This window comes from Moorena sp. SIO1G6 (genome assembly GCF_010672795.1).
GTDB lineage: Bacteria > Cyanobacteriota > Cyanobacteriia > Cyanobacteriales > Coleofasciculaceae > Moorena > Moorena producens.
Genome location: NZ_JAAHFZ010000067.1, coordinates 1 through 20,927 on the forward strand (window position 1 = coordinate 1; position 20,927 = coordinate 20,927).

At 43.7% G+C, this 20,927-nt stretch carries 19 protein-coding genes and 1 pseudogene; 16 read left to right on the forward strand and 4 right to left on the reverse strand.

The window, feature by feature from the left end:
* Positions 1-148 precede the first annotated feature (148 nt).
* The 8 genes from F6K63_RS31815 to F6K63_RS31850 all read left to right on the forward strand — a co-directional run bounded on the left by F6K63_RS31815 (position 149) and on the right by F6K63_RS31850 (position 8,215).
* The gene (locus tag F6K63_RS31815) at positions 149-817 is read left to right on the forward strand and encodes a hypothetical protein (RefSeq protein ID WP_287314270.1); all 669 of its coding nucleotides are present in this window, start codon (positions 149-151) and stop codon (positions 815-817) included.
* 4 nt (positions 818-821) lie between these two features.
* Complete coding sequence (locus F6K63_RS31820; protein WP_287314272.1) at positions 822-2,969, forward strand: hypothetical protein; 2,148 nt, start codon at positions 822-824, stop codon at positions 2,967-2,969.
* Between the two features lie 9 nt (positions 2,970-2,978).
* A complete protein-coding gene (locus F6K63_RS31825; protein WP_287314274.1) occupies positions 2,979-4,073 on the forward strand; it encodes a hypothetical protein in 1,095 nt (364 codons plus the stop codon).
* Positions 4,015-5,322, forward strand: coding sequence for a vWA domain-containing protein (locus F6K63_RS31830; RefSeq protein ID WP_287314276.1), 1,308 nt, complete (start codon positions 4,015-4,017; stop codon positions 5,320-5,322). The genes F6K63_RS31825 and F6K63_RS31830 overlap by 59 nt, the downstream gene beginning before the upstream one ends.
* 48 nt (positions 5,323-5,370) lie before the next feature.
* A complete protein-coding gene (locus F6K63_RS31835) occupies positions 5,371-5,754 on the forward strand; it encodes a hypothetical protein (protein ID WP_287314278.1) in 384 nt (127 codons plus the stop codon).
* A 272-nt stretch (positions 5,755-6,026) separates the two neighbouring features.
* A complete protein-coding gene (locus F6K63_RS31840; protein WP_287314280.1) occupies positions 6,027-7,421 on the forward strand; it encodes a vWA domain-containing protein in 1,395 nt (464 codons plus the stop codon).
* Positions 7,378-7,653, forward strand: a complete 276-nt coding sequence (locus F6K63_RS31845; RefSeq protein WP_287314282.1) for a hypothetical protein — start codon at positions 7,378-7,380, stop codon at positions 7,651-7,653. Before F6K63_RS31840 ends, F6K63_RS31845 begins: the two co-directional genes overlap by 44 nt.
* Positions 7,625-8,215 (forward strand): double zinc ribbon and FHA domain-containing protein, encoded by a 591-nt coding sequence (locus tag F6K63_RS31850; RefSeq protein WP_287314283.1) that lies wholly within the window; start codon positions 7,625-7,627, stop codon positions 8,213-8,215. The genes F6K63_RS31845 and F6K63_RS31850 overlap by 29 nt, the downstream gene beginning before the upstream one ends.
* Before the next feature lie 9 nt (positions 8,216-8,224).
* On the opposite strand, the gene F6K63_RS31855 is transcribed toward F6K63_RS31850, so the two are convergent.
* The gene (locus F6K63_RS31855) at positions 8,225-8,383 is read right to left on the reverse strand and encodes a hypothetical protein (RefSeq protein WP_287314285.1); all 159 of its coding nucleotides are present in this window, start codon (positions 8,381-8,383) and stop codon (positions 8,225-8,227) included.
* Positions 8,384-8,426: 43 nt separating this feature from the next.
* Between F6K63_RS31855 and F6K63_RS31860 the strand changes: the two genes are divergently transcribed.
* The 5 genes from F6K63_RS31860 (at position 8,427) to F6K63_RS31880 (ending at position 13,609) form a co-directional block, all read left to right on the forward strand.
* Positions 8,427-8,612, forward strand: coding sequence for a hypothetical protein (locus F6K63_RS31860; protein ID WP_287314287.1), 186 nt, complete (start codon positions 8,427-8,429; stop codon positions 8,610-8,612).
* Positions 8,590-10,572: a PP2C family protein-serine/threonine phosphatase gene (locus F6K63_RS31865; RefSeq protein WP_287314288.1), complete on the forward strand. Its 1,983-nt coding sequence runs from the start codon at positions 8,590-8,592 to the stop codon at positions 10,570-10,572. Before F6K63_RS31860 ends, F6K63_RS31865 begins: the two co-directional genes overlap by 23 nt.
* Before the next feature lie 228 nt (positions 10,573-10,800).
* Entirely contained in the window at positions 10,801-13,029 is a 2,229-nt protein-coding gene (locus F6K63_RS31870; RefSeq protein WP_008182205.1) for a dynamin family protein, read from the forward strand.
* Positions 13,030-13,199: 170 nt separating this feature from the next.
* Entirely contained in the window at positions 13,200-13,403 is a 204-nt protein-coding gene (locus tag F6K63_RS31875; RefSeq protein ID WP_008182203.1) for a type II toxin-antitoxin system HicB family antitoxin, read from the forward strand.
* Positions 13,400-13,609: a type II toxin-antitoxin system HicA family toxin gene (locus F6K63_RS31880; protein ID WP_008182201.1), complete on the forward strand. Its 210-nt coding sequence runs from the start codon at positions 13,400-13,402 to the stop codon at positions 13,607-13,609. The genes F6K63_RS31875 and F6K63_RS31880 overlap by 4 nt, the downstream gene beginning before the upstream one ends.
* A 9-nt stretch (positions 13,610-13,618) precedes the next feature.
* On the opposite strand, the pseudogene F6K63_RS38085 reads toward F6K63_RS31880, so the two are convergent.
* Positions 13,619-13,768, reverse strand: a pseudogene (locus F6K63_RS38085) (tyrosine-type recombinase/integrase); the annotation flags it as partial.
* A 5-nt stretch (positions 13,769-13,773) separates the two neighbouring features.
* On the opposite strand from F6K63_RS38085, the gene F6K63_RS31890 reads away from it, so the two are divergent.
* Together F6K63_RS31890 and F6K63_RS31895 are read left to right on the forward strand one after the other, a co-directional pair.
* A complete protein-coding gene (locus F6K63_RS31890) occupies positions 13,774-13,929 on the forward strand; it encodes a hypothetical protein (RefSeq protein WP_158026258.1) in 156 nt (51 codons plus the stop codon).
* Entirely contained in the window at positions 13,895-15,991 is a 2,097-nt protein-coding gene (locus tag F6K63_RS31895) for a serine/threonine-protein kinase (protein WP_287314290.1), read from the forward strand. The genes F6K63_RS31890 and F6K63_RS31895 overlap by 35 nt, the downstream gene beginning before the upstream one ends.
* A gap of 324 nt (positions 15,992-16,315) precedes the next feature.
* On the opposite strand, the gene F6K63_RS31900 is transcribed toward F6K63_RS31895, so the two are convergent.
* The gene (locus tag F6K63_RS31900) at positions 16,316-17,272 is read right to left on the reverse strand and encodes an NAD-dependent epimerase/dehydratase family protein (RefSeq protein WP_287314292.1); all 957 of its coding nucleotides are present in this window, start codon (positions 17,270-17,272) and stop codon (positions 16,316-16,318) included.
* A gap of 185 nt (positions 17,273-17,457) precedes the next feature.
* On the opposite strand from F6K63_RS31900, the gene purD reads away from it, so the two are divergent.
* Positions 17,458-18,729: a phosphoribosylamine--glycine ligase gene (gene purD / locus F6K63_RS31905; protein ID WP_008185036.1), complete on the forward strand. Its 1,272-nt coding sequence runs from the start codon at positions 17,458-17,460 to the stop codon at positions 18,727-18,729.
* A gap of 92 nt (positions 18,730-18,821) precedes the next feature.
* On the opposite strand, the gene F6K63_RS31910 is transcribed toward purD, so the two are convergent.
* Positions 18,822-20,717, reverse strand: coding sequence for a bifunctional serine/threonine-protein kinase/formylglycine-generating enzyme family protein (locus F6K63_RS31910; protein WP_287314294.1), 1,896 nt, complete (start codon positions 20,715-20,717; stop codon positions 18,822-18,824).
* Positions 20,718-20,927 lie beyond the last annotated feature (210 nt).

Genomic DNA, 20,927 nt, shown 5'->3' on the forward strand with positions numbered 1-20,927 from the left:
TGTCACCAACATATTCATGGGGGCAAGTCGAAAGACTAGAATATCTAGGAGCCGGATGAGGGGAAACTTTCACGTCCGGATTTGAAGGAGAGGTGCCCTGGGTAATACCAGGCATCGACTCTAATGGGAGCAGTTAGAAGGCACTCCCTTGGATGCTAATGTCGATGACGTTAAAGATTATAGTATCGAGATAGTTCTCAAAGACCAGTTTTCCTGGCGGCGGCTCAATACCAGCGTCGGTTCCTCTTTGGTAAGGCTCAACATTAATTGTAAAGACTATTCTGGAGAGTTTTTCCAAGATGTGTTGTACCAAGCAGCTACCCCCTTGCTTCGGGATTACCTAGAAGATGCCGTGCAAGCCAAGGGCATTATGTTACTGGTTGATGGCTTAGCTAATCGCAAAGACAAAGAGTATGCCAATGGTCTGGATAAATTTTTGATCGCACTAGACCGAGCAGAAACAGGGGTGATAAACCGGCGCATTGCCCTGGTTCTCACCAAGTGCGAACAGCCTGAGTTATGGGTCAATCGCCATCAACCTACCTATGTAGCAACCGCTCGCTTTCCTGAAGTTATGAAGAGATTGCAGGCTTGGGAGCAATCGGGACCTGGAAGCATTGATTGCTTCACCACCTCGGCTTTTGGCATGTTGGGGGAGCGCCATCCAGAACCAAACATGAGGCGTATTAGTCGAGACCGTGAGGGAATTAAGGAATCAATCCTGAAAAATCCCCAGGGTTGGAAACCCTTTGGCTTAGTAGCTCCGATCTACTGGCTTTGTACTGGCCAACGGCATAGAAAATTAGACCAGGAGTAAAACAATGGACTCTTTTAATGGTAATTCTAATACTATTACTGTTGAAATTTACGAATTTAGCACTGGTATCAAGGCTGAGATCACCCCAGATGGGGGCTGGATATCCAGAGGCTTTACTGGACGGTACATGAATGCCACTTTACCCCAGATTCCCTATACGGTGGAGCGCGCGATCGCTAATAAACGATTTGCTGTAGTTGAGGGTGCTAATAGTAACCAGCCAGCAGTAATTGGTCGAGTTGTGCCAGGAGAGCCCGATTCTTTCATACCGGATTTGTCAGTGGTGGCAGTGGTGAGTCGGGGTAGGGATGATGGGGGAAGACCCCTTTCAGTCTATCGTTATTTCCTCTGTGAGGGGGCAGATAGTCTCTGGAAAATCCTGAGCTGGATGGAGGAGTATGCCCAGCGAGTAGGCCATCTGCCTGTTTTTAATCCTTTTGAGACTAGACTAGATCCTTCACAAGAGATTTCTATACCACCTGAAATCCCCTCAGAGAAACTTGAGCACAAGTTTGAGCATAAGTCTGTACCGATAGTGCTCTCATGGGAGTATCAGTATAATTTAAGACTGATTAACAAAATAGCTGAAATAAAAGCTGGAGCTGAGCCGGTTTCCTGGGCTTACAATGCTGAAGCCTTAGAGAAGCCTTGGAGCTTTGTTGTGATTCATCCAGCCAGTGAGCGTGCCTATGGAAGTTTTCTGCAACTGCAGGCAAATCGTCCCTTAGCTCTGATGCCAGCAACGGTAGACGAACAGGCACTCAAGTCAGCAATTAAACGCTTGATCAACAGTTCTCAGGTGAAACCAGAAGCTGTTACTGAGATAAAAACGGCATTAGGGAACCAGAAAATTACTTCAGACTACTGGCACAGGTTATTTGATGGTGAAGGAGTCCAACATGCTCTGAGCCAGAACTTATATACTCCTCAATTCATAAGATTGATAACTCTCAGAGCCATGGTGATTCCAGAAACCCTACCAGAGTTTTTGGATTGGTTGAATATCAAGGGTGGTAGGCAGAAACCTGACAACAATCAAGTGATATCCTTAGAGTTTCAAGAGGCTATTGGTTCCCAACTCCCACCGGAGCAACTTGCTAGGGGCATCAAACTTATCCTGCCTAAACTGCTGGAAAAACAAATCACTCCTGAAGCTGTTCATTGGTTACTGGCAGATCGTCACAGTGCCTGGAAACATTACCGCAAGCAGTTTATCAATGATGTTCAAGCTGATTTAGAAGTGATTAGTAGTTTTAATCGGCGGTCATATAGTTCAGAGTCAAACTCTTTCCGTTGTGGAGATAAAATTTGGAATAGATTAATCAATTTTTTGCGATTACTTCGCTACCGACATAGACACTCTGAACCTTATTACAAGCCTCTAGCTAAATTGTTTGAATGCCTGAGAGAGTATCGTTTATCTGCCTATTTTTATCAGGTTGTTTTTGGTGGAGTACCAAAGGAAATATTTAATCAAGCTTTTCCAAATTCACGTCAAAAATCGGAAGAATACGTCTTTGGATTGCCTATCAAGCCAATGATGACTCCACAAGAACAAATAAGTAAGCAATCTTCTGGTATTTTAAAATTTATTATAGAAAATATAGAATTTTTTTGTATTATTATAGGATTATCATTGGTTTCCGTAACTATTACTTATACATTGAGTGAAATTCTAACAGTTCAATCTCCAAAGCCGACTCCCGAGGCCAGAAATGAAATGACTAAAAGGCAGAAGAATAGAGCACTAAATAATTTTAATATAACCAGTCAATCAATTCAGAGTATCGTCCAAGAACTGGTTAAGGACAGTCAATTGAATAATAAATTAGTAGAAACTCAAAATAAAATACTAGAAAATCAAGAAAAATTACCACATAAACCAGAGTCTCAAGTCGCCATTGTAATCAAGGAAATTATTGGAGATTCAAGTCTCCAATATACTGGTGTAATTAAAGATGAATCACAAGATGTAACACAAAATATGAATATCGAAAAAGAAAAATGGGTTAAAGCTATATACAAATATCAAAAAAACCGAAAAATTAATCCTGCTAATGGAATCATAAAAAATACCGCAACCTATAATCGTTTAAAAAACGAAACAAAAACAAATATACTCAAAAAGCTGAATAAACAAAACCAACAATGACATCAAAAAATGCGGATTTACCTTTACATACTAGCTGGCATAACCTCAGCATTAATTGGCTGGAATATCGGTCAAGTCGCAATTAATAACCTAGGCTTGTCAAGGCTAATTCCAGAAGAAATTGTCCTATTTCCGTGCATTGCTATCTCCTTAGCCGTGGGGATGGTAATTAATGAAATCTTTATTAGTAACCCCACCAGACTTAAACTAAACCTCCGCATTGCCAAAATTCCGATCTTGATTGCTGCTGGCTTAGGAATTATCATCGGTTTAATTTCTGGAGTGATTTACCAAATCCTATTATTATCTCCTATTCCAGGAATTATGATTAGACTCCTAAGTTGGCTCTTAATAGGTAGCTCAGTAGGCTTGGCAGAGGGACTTACTTGGTGGTGGCGCAGTGTGGAAGCAGGGGATCCCAAACGCTTCCAACAACGGTTAATAACTAGTGTCTTTGCTGCTAGTGGTGCAGCGTTAGTTGCTGCTCTACTGTTTGAATCGATGCGCCCACTGTTGAGTCAGATCGAAAACAGAGGTTTTGAAGACCCTCTAGGATTCTCGATTTTAGGCTTGGTGCTCGGTTTAGTGTTTAGCATTACTAATTCACCAAGTTATATGGCAGCACTGAGAGCAGGTGGTGGTTTTGAATACAGGGGAGATAACTATGAAGATATTGAGCCAGGGGTGATAAACGTAAATAATCCTTTTCCCAAAATCGACAACCCTTTACTGAAATTTGTCAGTAAAAGTAAAGCCTATGAAATCGAAGAGGGCTTGTCAATTCAATTACCTGCTACTGGCACGATTAGAATCGGCTCTGCTGTCAAACAGACAAACCATAAAGGAGGCTCTGATATTTATCTGCCTGGATTGCCACTCCATGTAGCAGACATAGTCGTGATGCAGCGCCAAGCCATCTTATCTCCCAATCCCCAACATTTCCATACTATCGAAATTAACGGTAAACCCTTGAAAAACCGCGACGATATTATTTTGAAACATAACCATGTATTGACGTTTAATAGCCTTTATCCAGGAGGTAAAAATGAAGAAAAAATCTATCGCTTTGTCTACTACAATCGTTTCTTTGACCCGCAAGCTTAGTTTACTAATATTGTGTGCCGGTTGCCTTACTTATCCTAGTGGAGTACAGGCACAAGAAGCGAAAATACTTAATGCCACCGTTGACGATGAACAGGTCAAAATTCGCATCCAAGTCAAAAATGAATATGACCAACCTGTCACCAATCTCACCGATGAAAATTTCCAGGTCTATGTCAATAATGATCAAGTTACCTTTAAGCCCAAGAATTGGAAAAACCCCACAGAAGCTGAGCAGCCTTCAGCCTGGATTGTCTTCCTACTAGACATGAGTGGCAGTATGGCAAATCCGGATAAACCAGGCTCTAGCCAAAGCAAACTGGAGGGAGCCACTGCAGCGATTCGGGAATTTATCAACAAGACAGCAGATCGCAGTAGTGATACTCAAGTGGCAATTGTTCCTTTTGGTGAACCCCATCCCAAAAATTGCCCCAAGGGCGGCTATCCTGTTAATGAAGTAACAATCAATAAATTTTTTCCTGTAGGAGACCCGGATCTCCAAAACTATCTTGATGAGCTTGCTAGTAAAAGACTCTGTGCTGCCACTAATGTCTACAAACCCCTTTCTAGAGCAGTAGATTTCTTAAGTGAGAAAAGAGGTGACCCTCGCTTCTATCCGAAAAAAGAGTTTTTCTGGCAATCTCAGCCTCAAAAGCCCCGACTTTCGATTATTCTTCTATCTGATGGCTTCCATAACCAACCCAATGAAGAACAGGACTTTGAAACACTCAAGAGACTGATCAAAAAGAATGACAATATTATTGTGCATACTTTGGGCTATGGCTTAAAACCTGGAGAATTGGGAGACAAATATGGGCTTGGTCGAGAAGCTACCCGGGATGATGCTAGGACAGGTAGAGTACGAGCAGAAGAGTTTGTAGACCGCGATCGCTTAGACGAAATTTCCAGGACTACGGGAGGAATTTGTCAAATTTCGGGAAATGCTCAAGAAGTTGGCAAGTCCTTGAAAGTATTCCTTAATGCTCTGCTCGGTGAGTATGAAATTACCTACAATGACCCCAACCCGATACGGGCGGAAAGGCATCAAGTTCAGGTTAAAGTTGATTCCCGACATGTTTCCACAGAACCTTCTGAACCTAAACCTTACAGAATTACCTCTTTTGGGTGGCCACTTCCCTTCCCGATCAGACTGACCATGTTTGTGGGTACTTTCCTCGTCATGGGAGTTGGAGGTGCAGTGCCATTTTACTTCTGGGGACAATATCTAAAGCGAGAGGAAATTGAAGATTAATATAGCTCCCGATTCCCTAAAAAAAAACCAATCGATAACTCTTATCAAATGGTAAACTATACATTTATTCTCCATATCAAGGAGATAGAAGATGAATTCAGGTATGCCATTACTTTAGACAAAAGTCAGGAAGATAATCCCGCTTTATTTTTCACGTTATCAGAGCGAGAAAAACTGAGAAATTGGTTTCAAGAGCAAAGCCTATGCAAAATTAATGGTCATCATCTCGATAAAATTATAAAAACCTGGATACAAGACATAGAAGAAGGCTTTCGAGACAGTTCCATTACTCTGGATTTGCCTTTAATGCTCGAGTCAGATATCAGTGACTTGACAGAATCCGGTAATCAAGAAATCCCCGATCCAATTTACCCAGATTTGTCGGGGATAGAACCTATTTCAGGAATGTTACCGCCGTTGAATTTTAATTAGAATTATTGTAGAAGTAGGGAATAGGGAACAGGGAGTAGGCAGTAGGGAGTAGGGAGTAGGGAGTAGGGAGTAGAGAGTAGGGGATAAAAAATTATCACAATTCATTTATTATCTCTATATTTATACAGCGTTTTTAATAACTATGATGTACATATATCTTTTTCCCTGTTCCCGATTCCCGATTCCCGATTCCCGATTCCCTGTTCCCTGTTCCCTGCTCCCTTTTTAGTTCAATCCTATGTTCACAACTCAAATAAAAACCCTATACAACAATGAGTAACCCACCCCTATATGTAGCAATTACTCCTCATCGTGAATTTCTGCCTGCGGATACCCCAGACCAGAAACTATTTGTGATGTTGAAACTGCGACCAACAAAAGCAGTGGCAGTCCAGCTACCCTCAACTAGTTTTGCCTTTGTGATCGATACTAGTGGTTCCATGTATGAAGTGGTGGAAGGGGAGACAAAACCCACAGGTAGAGTGTACACAGAGGATGGAAACGACTATGAGGAAGTGATCGGCGGTAAAACCAATATCGATATTGTGATTGAGTCACTGTTAAGTTTAGTGGGGTCTAACCAGTTAGGTGGAAGCGATCGCATTGCCATTATCCAATTTGACGACCAAGCCTCTACTATTGTTGGACTAACACCAGCAACTCAAACTATCGAGTTAGAAGCAGGGATTGAGAAACTCCGTAACTACAGTGGTGGCACCTGCATGGGAGAAGGAATGGAGCAGACCCTGACTATGCTCTCCGGTCAAACCATGACCAGTCGTCGTGCTTTAATCTTTACTGATGGTCAAGCCTTTGATGAAGAAGAATGTCGGGAACTCGCGAAACAATTTGCCGAAAACGGTATCCCGATTACAGCCTTGGGAGTTGGTGAATACAATGAAGATTTACTGATCAACCTCAGCGATACTACCGCTGGTCACCTTCACCATATCGTTTCAGGAGATGCCACAGGTACTGATGTTGCCATTAGGGACTTACCCCAAATCCTGTTTAGAGAATTTAGCCAAGCCCAACAGGAAGTTATTAATAACCTTACCCTTACTGCCAAGACAGTTAAGGGGGTAAAACTCACCCGTGTTGTCCGGGCTTACCCTGATCAAGCAGAATTTCCCCTGATTCAATACCCCTATCTGATTGGCACCGTTATCGCTAATGATGAAACAGTCTTTATTCTGGAATTCACCATCGACAGTCACAGCAGCTCCCGTGTACGTATTGCTCAACTTGGTTTAACCTACGATATTCCAGGACAAAATCGCCGGGGTGAGCTGCCACCTCAAAATGTGGTAGTTCAATTTGTTGCTGGTCAGAGCGGAGCGGCACAAGTGGACCCAGAAGTAATGGGTTATGTACAACAGTGCAATATTTCTCAGCTAGTCACTCAAGCCACCAGACTGGCTGATAGTAATCCCGAAGAAGCAGGAAAACTCTTAGATACTGCCCGTCGGATGACAGTCAGGATTGGCAACCAAGCCATGCTTGACTCTCTCAATCAAGCTCAAGACGAGTTACGCAAAACTCGCAAGATTTCTTCTGGCACTCGTAAAACCATCAAAATGGGTTCCAGAGGTAAAACTATCAAAATGACTGGAGATATTAATAGTGACCTTTCAGAAGAACAGATTCGTAACCTCTCAGGAACTTAGAGCGTCAGCAGTCAGCGGTCAGTGGTCAGCGGTCAGCCGTCAGCGGTCAGCCGTCAGCCGTGGAACGGGCATCTTGCCAGTTTCCTGCCCCAACTCCCGACTCCCTCGGTGCGCTTTCCGTTGGCGAATTAAATTCGCCACGGGTCGCACCGCTCCCGACTCCCGACTCCCTTTATATATACTTACTAACCAAGGAGTTATCAATGATTACCTGCTCAACTTGTGGCTATGATAAAAACCCAGAAGGAACAGAATTCTGTGAGGCTTGCGGTTCTGAATTACCATTCCAAACCCAAATAGCACCTGAATCTCAAGCACCAACCCTAATCCAACCTCCTCAGCCGGATCCCTTGAAAACTATACGAGCACAACCTCTTGATTCATATCCACCAATCACCCCAGAGCCACCCCAACCCCAGCCCTTTATACCTCCAACTCCTCCTATTACTAATACTGCTTTAATAGCGAAACTGATTGCTAAGCAAGCTGATGCTCCTGTCCCAGAATTCTGGCTAGATCATAGCAATCTTATCGGCATCTTTGACCCAGATATGGGTCCTGTTGATATTGACTTAGAGCCATTTGTCGGTAACGAGACAGTCTCCCGCCACCACGCAGAAATTTATCGAGAGGGAGGGCAATGGAAAATCAAAGACCTTGGTTCTACCAATGGTGTTTTTATCAAGCCTGCTGGTAAAACTCGCTTCAATGCCAAAATTACCCGACCCGAAACCATCAATCCCGGAGATGAAATTGCGATCGCTAAAATTCGTTTCCTCTTCCAAAGCCCATAACAGTGCATCTCATATTTGTCGGGAATCGGGAATCGGGAATCGGGAATCGGGAGTGTGGGGAGATGGGGAGATGGGGAGATGGGGAGATGGGGAGATGGGGAGATTATGATGACAGCGTTTTTCATAACTATGAGGTGCGCTCTTACCATTAAGAATTAAATTCGCCACAGGTCGCACCTGAGGTACACAGGATTTTTTTCACTCTTACCTCTTGCCTATTGCTAGCATGCCTATTGCCTATTGCCTGCTCCCGACTCCCGACTCCCTCGGTGCGCTTTCCGTTGGCGAATTAAATTCGCCAACGGAAAGCGCACCGCTCCCGACTCCCGACTCCCCCACTCTCACAACCATGGAATTTAAATCAATACCAGCTTATGACAAATGCTTTAGTAATTGAACAAGATGCAGAATTCCCGATAGACAACTATCACCTCAAAGTCCGGTCATACCTAGGTCAATTGACAGCAGGTATTCACTACTTTGAAGTCAACCTTGAGTCTACTGACCCCAGTCCCACTACAGGCAACTTGGGCTTGCTGCGTGTGGGGTCTAGTGAGGGTGGGCTAAGTCGAGAATTACAGCTACGGGAAAAGCTAGGTAACTATGCCATGATTGCCGAATTACTAGCTAGTACCATCCAAGACTCTGTGGTTATTAACCCTAGGGCGTGTTTTCAAAGTTTTCCGCAAGATTTAGATCCCCCCCAGCCCCCCTTAATAAGGGGGGAGCCATACTCAAAGTCCCCCGAGCGAGGGATTGCTCGCTCGGGGGATTTAGGGGGATCTCCGAGTTTGAAGACACGCCCTAGCCCATCCTCCCTGGAGCCAGAACTGGAGACACAGCAGCCAGAAGAAATAGAATCTTCTGAGCAACAGTTTCCAGTTACCACTGACCAAGAGGAATCAGAAGCAACAGTTACTGAAGAACAAACAACTGAACAACAGCTAAACCCTGAAACTACAGAAGATTCATCGGAAACTGCTAAGGACCCTGAGACTGAATCTGAGTATTTAGAGGAGGAATACTATCCAGAAACTGACATCAGTCCTGACTCCTCTGGTGAAAGGCTGATGCTATTAACGTCACTGCCAGAGAGTCAATCAACCTTAGAGACTTGGCTGCAAGAAGAGCATTCTGATCAAGAGTCTCTATCACTGATTATCCCCATCTGTCAATGTTTTTACTATTTATATCAGCGTCAGTGGTGCTTGGTTGATGTGATTCCGAAACTGATTGAAATCGGAAAACCGATCAAGTTTTTTGATTTAACCAGTGCCTATCCTCTTGATCAAAAGCTCGACTATGGCTTGTTAGGAAACTACTGCGCTTTTGAACTCTCCTCCGGTAATCCCTTCCAGGAGTCAATGAGCAGTTACACTGTGGGAGCGCTGCTTTACCAAGCTATTCATCAACAGCTTCTTCCACAAGACCAGACTCTTGACATCCAGATTAAGCCCATTCCTCAGATTTATCAACTGCTCAAGATTTGCCTCTCTTCTGTTCCAGAAGAACGCTTCTCCCTTTCCCACTTACTGAGTCTCTTAATTGAAACTCGTAAATCATTTCAGACCACCCAAGTTCAATGGCAAGTGGCCAGTAAATCAACAGTAGGACTCTCAACTAGTCGTTTACACAACGAAGATAGTTATGGAGTACGACAGCAACAGTTGAGTAATGGTGATACTATGATTTTAGCCGCTGTTGCTGACGGTATGGGTGGCATGTCTCAGGGAGAGTTAGCCAGTCAATTAGCCATCAAAACCGTGTTTGAGCAACCGATTCCCTCTGAGTTGAAAACTGTCAACCAGCAGACAGATTGGTTGGTATCATTATTCCAAAACGCTAACCAATCTGTAACTAACGCCGTACGAAACGGCGGAACCACACTAAGTGTAATTTTAGGGATTAGTAACAACTTACTAGTGGCTCATGTGGGAGACAGTCGTATTTACTTAATCAGGAAAGAACAAATATGTCAATTAACTGAAGACCACTCACTAGTAGCGATGTTACTGGCCAGTGGTGAAATCACCTATCAAGAAAGTCTTGACCATCCAGATAGTAATATTCTTACTAAAGCCCTGGGTTCACAACCAAGACTTAGTGATGGTTATGTCCAAGATTTGAGCCACTTTAGTCAAGACTTATCCCTAGCTCTAGAAGATAGTGATATCTTGCTGCTCTGTTCAGATGGTGTCTGGAGTTTAGTGTCAGATACTGAACTAGCGGAAACTTTTAAAAAAACTCAGCCTTTACAAGCAGCTGTTGACGAAATTATCCAAAAAGTTATAGATAATGGAGCATATGATAATGCTACAATTTTAGCATTGGAGTGTTGTATAAAAAATGCTAGTTGAGGCATCTGCACTTAAATAAAGTATAGCATTTATAAATGAGATGTAAACCGAGGATGTCTTTTTTTATTGTCTAATAAAAATACGGATATCTTTACCCTCTTGCCTCTTGCCTCTTGCCTCTTGCCTTCCCCTCCTGGGAGGGGTTAGGGGTGGGTTCCTCTTGCCTCTTGCCTCTTGCCTCTTGCCTAAAAGACTATGTTCACAACTCAAATCCAAACGCTATAACTTATGTACACCAATCAACAGAGAACCAATATAGCCTCTCGTCTTACGGAAATTCTCGAAAAGCGCAAACCCTTTATTGAACGCCTCACCAGTGTAGAAAACCACCTAAAAACCCTTCACTCCACACTACTTGAGCTAGAAAAACACCGCCAGAAGCTAATTCAATTACCCGATAATGCTGAAATAGCTGGGAACTTACAACAAATCAATTTCCCTGGACTGCTCAAGCGCTTGGAATTTCAAAGTAATAAACTAGCTCAACTTCATAAACGCTTTGACCGTGGCACCCTTAATATTGGTGTCGTGGGGTTAATGCGACAAGGTAAAAGTACACTACTCAAAAGTTTGAGTGGACTTTCCGATGATGAGATTCCTGCTCGTGAAGGAGGAGCCTGCACAGCAGTTAGGAGTACAGTCTATCATCAAAATCAACCAACCTATGCTAGGGTAACATTCCATGATGAAGACTCATTTCTCAAAGAAGTCATTGGCTCCTATTACGAAGAACTAGGCTTAGCACCCAAACCAAAGAGTTTGGATGACTTTGCTAGTCAGCTTCCCGAACTGCCTAGTGATGCTGCCACAAAAAAAGCCATGTACGAACGCCTCCGCAACGAATATTATGCTCATTTCAATCAGTATCGCCATCTACTGGAAGCAAACTCCCCTCGGGTATTAGATCGGGTTTCCAAGGAAGAAATACGCAACTATGTAGTTCACCAACAAGATCCCAATAGTAACTTCGCGGTTTTGGCAGTCAGAGAAGTAGAGATATTCTGTCCTTTCAGTAAATCCGAAGTTGAAAAGATTGCCTTAGTAGACATACCCGGTTTAGGGGACCTCAGAGTAGGGGATGAAAAGCTGATGCTACAAACCCTAGGGGAGCGAGTGGATGTGGTTCTTTTTGTGCGGAGACCAGACCCTGTAGGCTACCAATGGGAAGAGAGAGATACGAAACTTTATGACACAGCCCAGAAAGCCCTGAATGACCTGCCAGCTCGCTCTTTCATGGTACTCAACAAAATGAGCAGTGCTGATCAAGACAACTCTAAAGGCTGTGAAACCCTTAAAAGAACGATTCGGGAAAACCACATAGAGGTGGTTAATTGTGTAATCGCTGACTGTTCTAATCCTGACCAAGCTAACCAAGTTTTGGAGTTAATTCTAGACTACCTAGTGGACAACATTGAAGACCTAGACAGTAAATATGCCAAAGCTTATCAAGACCACATAGATATCCTCCACAGAGACTTAGAAACTGATTTACAGAAAGCCAGTAAAGCCCTAGCTGGATTTGGGGATGAAGACCAGTTATTTGTGGAGCGATTCAAGGAGTTTAAAGAAGAGCTATCTGACAGTCTTGAAAAATTCCTCAAAAAACTCAGAAAAAACCGGGAAACAGTTGATCCTTACTTTAAAGCAAAAGTCGATACTGTAATGAAAGCCTGCCAAAGTGACCCGGGAATTCCAGAACTAGACGAAATTGAAAGACAACGCACAGACCGATTCGGAGGCTCTTACAGGTCTACCTACTACGGGTCGATTGCAGCGATGCGAGCCAACCTCTCAAAGCATTTCCTTTCCTTAAACGAAGGGCTACAGCAGTCAGTGGAGCAGCTCAAATCAGAAGTAACAAATGTGCTGGTAAACCTGAAAAAGGGGCACTTGGGGAATCTAACCAAGGAACGGGACGCCAAGTTTCTAGGGGTGATGACCGAGTTACTCGATAAGTATAACAATCAATTAGAGCTAGGATTCCGAACCCTTTGGGAGTCTCAAGTTTCCTATGAGGGATTAATTATACACAGTATTCGACAGCACTTTGATGACGAACTTGAACCGGATCTAATCAACAACAACACCCTGAGCATTAAAAATTCAGAGTCAGGAGAATCCCAAGTTGAAGAGTTTAATCAACAAGAAGTAAAAAATCGTCTAGAAGCTCTTCATAAAAAAGTGGTCATTAAATGCAAAGAAACCTTAGATCAGTGGTTAACTGAGCCGAGCCAAGTCAGATACTTCATCATCGGAGAGTTTTTTGATCGCATTCACTATGCCAAAGATATAGGAGACCAGTGGCGGACTTTTCTAAGAAAGGAAGAAATTCGCTCGAAAGTATGGCCTGAGTTCCAAAGGCTCAAAGAACATAAACAAATTCAGCAGGAGTGGCAAAATTTGCTCCAGAAAGCAATCAGCAGCAACAAATTGGAATCTATGCAGTTTTTGAACTAACTTTGCGTAAGCTATCAGCCTGGTTGACTGACAAAATTTGAAGTGGAAAGAGCGAAAAGTAAGAGTATTCAGGGTGTGGATAAGGTTGACAAAAGTACACCGGATCATCTGATTGACCCATGATGTGATGAGTTAAAATACACAAAAAACTATTGAGCAAGCAAACCCAAATGCAGATTAAGGTCGCAATACATCCAGCAGAAGAAGGTGGTTTTTGGGCAGAAGTACCCGCACTACCTGGCTGCATTACTGAGGGAGACACAATGGAAGAGGTTTTAGCAAATCTTCAAGATGCCATTGAAGGTTGGTTAGAAGTTGCCAGCAATTCCTATATTCCTGAACCCAACAGCAAAATTGTGGAAGTTACAGTATGAAATCTGTTTCTGGCAAAAAATTCTGTAAAATTATTGAGAAAAAAGGATGGGTTTTGAGAAAAATTACAGGAAGCCATCATATTTATGAAAAGCCAGGAGCTCAAAAAATCCTATCCGTTCCAGTTCACAAAAATCAAGATTTGAAGAGAGGAACCCTAAAAGCATTGATGAAAATAGCAGAATTGGAAGAATCAGATCTCCAGTAACACCTTTGATCACAACCTCAACTTTTGCACCGCCAACCGCTTCGTCTCCTCCCCCCGTCTATCATACTTGGCAGTGGTCACAGGAGACCCATAACCCGCCAACTTCTGAACCGTAACGATATCCACTCCCCCATCCAATAGATCACTACAAAACGTCCGAAGCTATGAGGTACAAAGGATTTTTTACCTATTGCCTCTTACCTATTGCCTATTGCCTCTTGCCTATTGCCTCTTGCCTATTGCCTCTTGCCTTTTGCCTTCCTAAAATTGTAGAAACCTACAATAATGTCTATTACCTGTATAGTATGCGGTCATATTAATACTGGCAGTACCAACTACTGCACTAGTTGTGGTGCGGCTCTTGAGTTTGAAGAGACTGTTAGTTCATCAGCCTACCATTTGCCTGCTGGCACACTCCTAAGGCAGAGTCATTATCGGATCGAAAAAGTCCTAGGAGAAGGGGGATTTGGCATTACCTACCAAGGAATTTACCTACCTAACTCGGCCAAGGTTGCCATCAAAGAACTCTGGCCAGAAAAAGCAGCTAGGATGGGTAAAACCATTACTTGGCCCCCTTCTATTGCTCCGATTGACCGACAACGACAACTCCACAAATTTCAGTTAGAAGCCAGTTACTTACAAAAATGCTACCACCCTAATATTGCTCAGGTTTATGATTGGTTTGAGGAGAATAATACTGCCTATTTAGTCATGGAGTTTATCTCTGGAAAGTCCTTATCCAAAATCTTACAAGAAGAAGGTGTTCTTTCGGAAGAGAAGCTCAAGGGCTATTTTATCCAAGTAGTAGAAGCCTTAACAGTTGTTCACTCTAATCAACTATTACACAGAGATATTAAACCTGATAATATTCTAATTGATCACCAAGATCGAGCTGTATTGATTGATTTCGGTGCTACTAAAGAATTCATCGCCGGTCAAACCCGTGAAATGAGTGCAACATTGTCACCAGGATACGCTCCTCTTGAGCAATACAGTTACCGAAGTAAGCGTTGGCCAGCTACGGACATCTATGCTCTATGTGCTTCAATGTATGAGTTACTCACTGGTCAATTACCCGCTCAAGCCACGGAAAGGGCTGGATCAGAAACGTTAATTCCACCGCGACAGTTAGCTCCTGAGATTACACCCCAAACTGAGCAGGTAATCTTAACTGGAATGAGAATGAAGGTAGAGGAGCGATTTCAAACAGCCGAGGAACTGATTGATGCCCTCAAAGGTAAGTTTGTTTCTCCCAGTCAAAGGAAAGCGTGGGGATTACTTAAGCAAGGAAAGTTAGCAGAGGCGGTTCAAGCTTATCAACAGTGTCTAACTAATCAGCCAAACCATGGTGAAGCTGCGGTTGAACTAGCCCTAGTCCAGATGCATCTCAATGATGCTCAGGCTGAGGTGGCAGCAGAAACAGCGATTCGACTACAACCAAATGATGGCAGGAGCTATGGGGTTTTAGGACTAGTCAACTGCCGTAAATCAAATTGGTCAACAGCGGTAAAACAGTTGCAACAAGCAGCAAACTTAGCTCCCCAAGAAGTTTGGATACAAGCTAATCTAGCTTGGGCATGGGGAAAGCTTGGCAATTGGCAACAGGCAGAATCTGCTGTTTCCAAGGCACTACAAATTGATAGTAACTCTACCTTTGCCCTAGGGTTACAAGCTTGGATTAATGTGAATCAACAGCAATGGAAACAAGCAATTCGTACTGCTACCCAGGCACTGTTCAAGTCAAAACAGGCTCAGTCTAAGGAATCCCAACAACTACAACAATGGATATATCCCTATTTAATCATTGCTTTGGAAAAGGCAGTTGTTACCAGGCAGTCTAGGGATGTGGAGCGGCGGATTATAGAGTTTACCACTCAAGTCCCCGATAGTGCAGTTGCTTGGGGATTGAAAGGTTGGAAGCAAGCTGTGCAAGGGTTGTGGCCTGAGGCTCTTGCCAATTTTGACCAAGCCAGCCAGAAAGCAGACGTTCCTAGCTGGGTATCCCTGAATCAAGGAATTACTCAGGAACACTTGCAGAATTATCAAGGTGCTATCCAAACCTATCAAGCCTACATTCAGAAATTTCCATCTGATGCCTTTGCTTTATTCCGTCTAGGCACTTTACTAGGAAAAGTGGGACAATGGGCACAAGCACGCTCCCATCTGGAAAAAGCAGTGCAGTTAAAACCAGACTATGCTGAGGCTTACCACAACTTAGGTTGGGTTTTACTGAACATCAGAACTGTAGATGGTCAGGTTGAGAATTTTCGTCCCCTGTTGTCCGCCTATCGTCAAGCATCTGAATTTTACATGCAACAGTACCAATCGCAATTAGCTGGTGCAATTAGACAAGCCTTTCAAATAGCTGGGGTTGAGCTTTAGCTGAATTTCTGTAGCTTGAAGAAGAATAGATAGCGTTTATCGCACTTATGATATAGTAGCGTTTATTGCATTTATGAGGTACGTTCTAAACCTCAAAGTACCCCTTATTAAGGGGGATTTAGGGGGATCCCTTTGTACCTCATATGAGGTAAGTTCTAAAGGTCAAAGTCCCCCTTATTAAGGGGGATTTAGGGGGATCCCTTTGTACCTCATGGGAGAGAGAATTGCTATATACACTATTCTTTTACTTGGGATACCCCCTAACCCCCCTTAATAAGGGGGGGATCTGATTCATGAGAATTGATATATAAGATTAGATCACTTCTATACACGAGCGTACAAATTCTGTATCCATTCCCATTCTTGGGCTAAACCTTCGGATAGGGATACTTGAGGTTGATAACTTAGCAAGGTTTTGGCCTTGGTAATGTCTGCTGCAGTGTGACGTGCATCTCCTTTGGCTTTTTCGATGTAGTTTTTCTTAATGGGATGTCCAACAATTTGTTCAATGGTGTCGAGAACATCCGCAAGCACCACTCGGCTACCACCACCAATGTTAAAGACTTCCCCAACAGCAGCTGGTGTGCTACCTGCAGCCAGATTCGCGGCAATGATGTCTTTGATAAAGGTGAAGTCTCGGGTTTGCTTTCCGTCACCATATATGCTAATGGCTTCATCCGTGAGAATGGCTTTTAGGAATTTGTGAAATGCCATGTCTGGGCGCTGTCTCGGTCCATATACGGTGAAATAGCGTAAGGCAGTAACGGGTACACCAAAATTATGGTAATACAGCAAACATAGGTGTTCTGCTGCTAGCTTGGTTACCCCATAGGGGGAAACCGGTTGGGGAAGAATTGTTTCAGATGTCGGTAGGGCTTCCGCATTACCATAAACTGAAGAGCTGGAAGCATAGACTAATCGCGTCAGATGTTTGGCATCTTTGGCGGCTTCGAGTAGGATTTGGGTAGCGTTAATATTGCGCTCGGTATAATCCCGAAAACCATCCCCCCAACTAGCCCGAACTCCAGCTTGTGCTGCCTGATGATAAACTACCTCTACATCAGTTAGGAGCGATCCCCAATCCAAGGTCTGAATATCACTTTCGATTAACTCAAAAGCGGGATGCTCTTTAAAATTTTCAATATTCCGGCGCTTGAGGTTGGGATCGTAGTAATCGTTAAATTGATCAATACCAATCACTCGCTCACCTTGATTCAAAAGGGTTTCTACTAGGTGAGAACCGACAAAACCCGCAGCACCCGTAACGATATTAAGAGCCATAAATTTAAGATTTCAAACTATTGGTTAAGCTTTGGGCAGACTAGTTTATTTTTGAATGTATATTAAATATAGTCTGGCACAATATCTGAAATTATGACTAATTTTTTTTTTAGTAAAAATGGATTCAAAACTTTGGTAAGGTCATAGAATAAGATAGAGTATTCAGCACAGAGTGTAGAAAAAAAGTGAAGATTTTGGTAATTGGCAATGGGGGAAGGGAGTACGCCCTGGCCTGGAAACTACTGCAATCTCAAAGTATTCAGCAGGTGATATGTGTTCCTGGTAATGGTGGCACCGCTACACTAACAGGTTGCCAAAATCGTTTATTAAACCTTCAAGATTTTGAAGCAATTGCTGAGTTTGCTCTGGTTAACCATATATCTCTAGTGGTGGTAGGTCCAGAACTCCCACTGTCTTTAGGTATTACAGACTATCTCCAAGGTAAAGATATCCCTGTGTTTGGTCCCACCCAGGAGGGAGCGCAAATTGAGTCGAGTAAGTCTTGGGCAAAGGATTTGATGCAGTCGGCTGGTGTTCCTACCCCAAGTTTTGCTGTGTTTACGGAACCAGAGCCAGCATTGGCTTATGTGAAAGCCCAGGTAGCACCAATTGTGGTCAAAGCCGATGGCTTAGCAGCCGGTAAAGGGGTAACTGTTGCGGCGACGATAGACGAGGCAGAAATGGCTGTGGAGTCACTCTTTCAGAATGGGTTTGAGACGGTAGTGATTGAAGAGTGTGTCACCGGTCAAGAAGTTTCGGTTTTGGCTGTTACGGATGGCTTGACGGTTCGTCCCTTAGTACCAGCTCAAGACCATAAGCGAATTGGGGAAGGGGATACCGGTCCCAATACCGGAGGGATGGGAGCTTATGCTCCTGCACCGATTGTTACCCCAGAGCTAAGCACACGCATTGAGACGGAGATTCTTAATCCTACCCTTGAGGCTTTAAAGGTCAGGGGCATTGATTATCGGGGAGTTCTCTATGCAGGATTGATGATTACTCCAGAAGGAAACCCAACGGTTCTGGAATTTAATTGTCGCTTTGGGGATCCAGAAACTCAAGCTATCCTACCCTTGCTAGAAACTCCCCTAGATCAGGTGCTTCTGGCTTGCACCCAACAGCGACTGGCTGAATTACCAACGATTACCTGGAAACAAGGGGCTGCTGCTTGTGTGATTGCTGCCTCGAAGGGGTATCCGGGAGCTTACGAAAAGGGTAAGGTAATTACTGGTATCCAACAAGCTGAGCAACACGGAGCAATAGTTTGCAGTGCTGGTACTACCTTGAAGCAGGAAGAGCTAGTTACCAGTGGTGGTCGGGTTTTGGGGGTTACCGGAACGGGGAAAACAATAGCGCAAGCTTTATCAGTTGCTTATAGCGCTATGGATTGTATCCACTTTGAAGGGATGTATTACCGTCGGGATATTGGTTATCGGGTTTTGCAGGATGTTTATTGATGCGATCGCATTCGTAAGTTCTTGCTCCCATTGATAGCAGCAACACGAGACCAGCAATACTCCCTCAACGGCTATTACCCATGGTTAACCCATCAAGCCGTAATAACATCACACACTACCCGAAAACCAATGTTGACTTGGATATTGTCTGCCGGGATATAGCTGAAGCGGCAAGCCGAGCGGCATATCCCAGGAATGATATCCCAGGAACCACCGCGCAGAAGCCGGGAATGATGATCATACTCATTGATACTATTTAGCCAAGCACTACCATCAACCGGAGCGCTTAGGTAGTTTGGGTACCAATGGTCAGCACACCACTCCCAAACATTCCCATGCATGTCATACAAACCAAAGGAATTGGCTACACCAAAGCTACCTACACGAGTAGTTTGTTCTCGATATACCCCTTCTGGCTCAGAGCTGTATGTACCGTTGCTATCGTAATTGGCCACATCGGTGGTAATGGTTTCACCGAAGTGGAATGGCGTACTGGTACCAGCCCGACAGGCATATTCCCATTCCGCCTCACTCGGAAGCCGATAGTTTCGTCCAGTCAGCCTAGATATAATAGCACAAAATTTCATCGCCTCATACCAAGATACCTTTTCCACTGGCAGAGTATCGCCTTTGAACTTAGAGGGCTGGGGGTTTAGGGAAGGGGAGACTTGGAATAAGGTTGCTACAGCCCGCCACTGGGCCTGGGTAACCGTAAACTTTCCCATGAAGAAGGGAGAGACTCTGACCCAATGCTGTGGACTTTCATCGTCGCTATGTCCCTTCTCAGTTTCTGGTGAACCCATGAGGAATCTTCCCCCAGGGATGTACACCATATCTAGCCCTACACCATTGCCTAAGTCTTCTGTGAAATATTGGGCTTGGTGACGGCGGCGCTTTTTAATTTCACCGTATTTATCTAGAGTTACCACATCAAACTCAAAAGATTTTAGGGTCACTCCCTCGACTGGTGAGGGCTCGGAGTTTTGGAATTGGTTAAAAAATCCAACTACAGCTATTCCTAAACTGCCCAACCCCCCCGCTTGACTTGATTGTTGTCTATTAACAACAGTAGAATCTTCTGGTTTCTGGGATGGCCGTGGAGGATTAAGTTCGGAGTTGATTGCTTGTAACTTTTCCCAAAGAACCTGAGTATCTTTAGGACGTTGATAAACTCGCACCATCAAACTATCAAGAAAATCCCCTAACTCTGAAGAAATGTGTGGTGCATGGGGTCGCCACATCAAGATATCATTACCAGCATCATACAAATCTGAGGGTTCTTGCCCTGTCAGCAAATAAACAAATGTCCGTCCTAGAGCGTAGAAATCCGATTGGGGTACCGCTTGACCATGGATTTGTTCTAGGGGAGTATACCCAGGGGAAATCATACTGGTAACATTCCCAGCAGATTGTTTGAACATAAAAGTGTCGGTAACTTGGCGCACTGTGCCAAAATCAATTAATACTAGTTGTCCATCTGGACGCAAAATAATATTGGAAGGTTTGATATCGCGATGGAAAAAGTTTTCCTGATGAACTGCTTGGAGAATATCAACGATTTGAAATAACCAATCCAAGGCTAATTTTTCATCAATGGGGCGATTTCCTCGCTTTTCCTGATACTCCTCTAAATTCAGCCCAGAGATTTTTTCCATGACCAAACAGTATAGGGGGGTTTGGTGGTTTCTGGGAAAGAAGGTAAAATTTTCCTCTCCTTTAGGAATACCTGGGTGATTGAGCTGAGTCAGAACTCTGGCTTCTTGCTCAAAAAGTTCCACAGCTTTAGGTTCATCGTTAATCAAAATTTTGAGAACCTTGGCAATTCCCTTGTGAGTCACCTCATAGATTCGTCCAAAGCCACCTTCTCCGAGTAACCGGCTGACCCGATAACGTCCCGCCAGCAATAACTCAGAACCGCAGCTTGAGCAGAATAGATCCGTATCAGGGTTACCGGGCTGAGTACACCCAGGATTTATGCACAGGCTCATTGGGGTCAAAGATGGGTCGATCTACTTGAAAGTTTAGCTTGAAGTCTGTTAAGTAGAAGTTTGAATTAGAAATGCGTGTTAAGTAGCGTGGCCTACAGCCAATCGCTTTCAGTATAGTCAAGGATAATATGAAGCCTAAATCCTAGGTTAAAAATACTTCCAACTTAATCTTGGGAAATTAATACTTCCACGAACAGATAGCTATGGGCA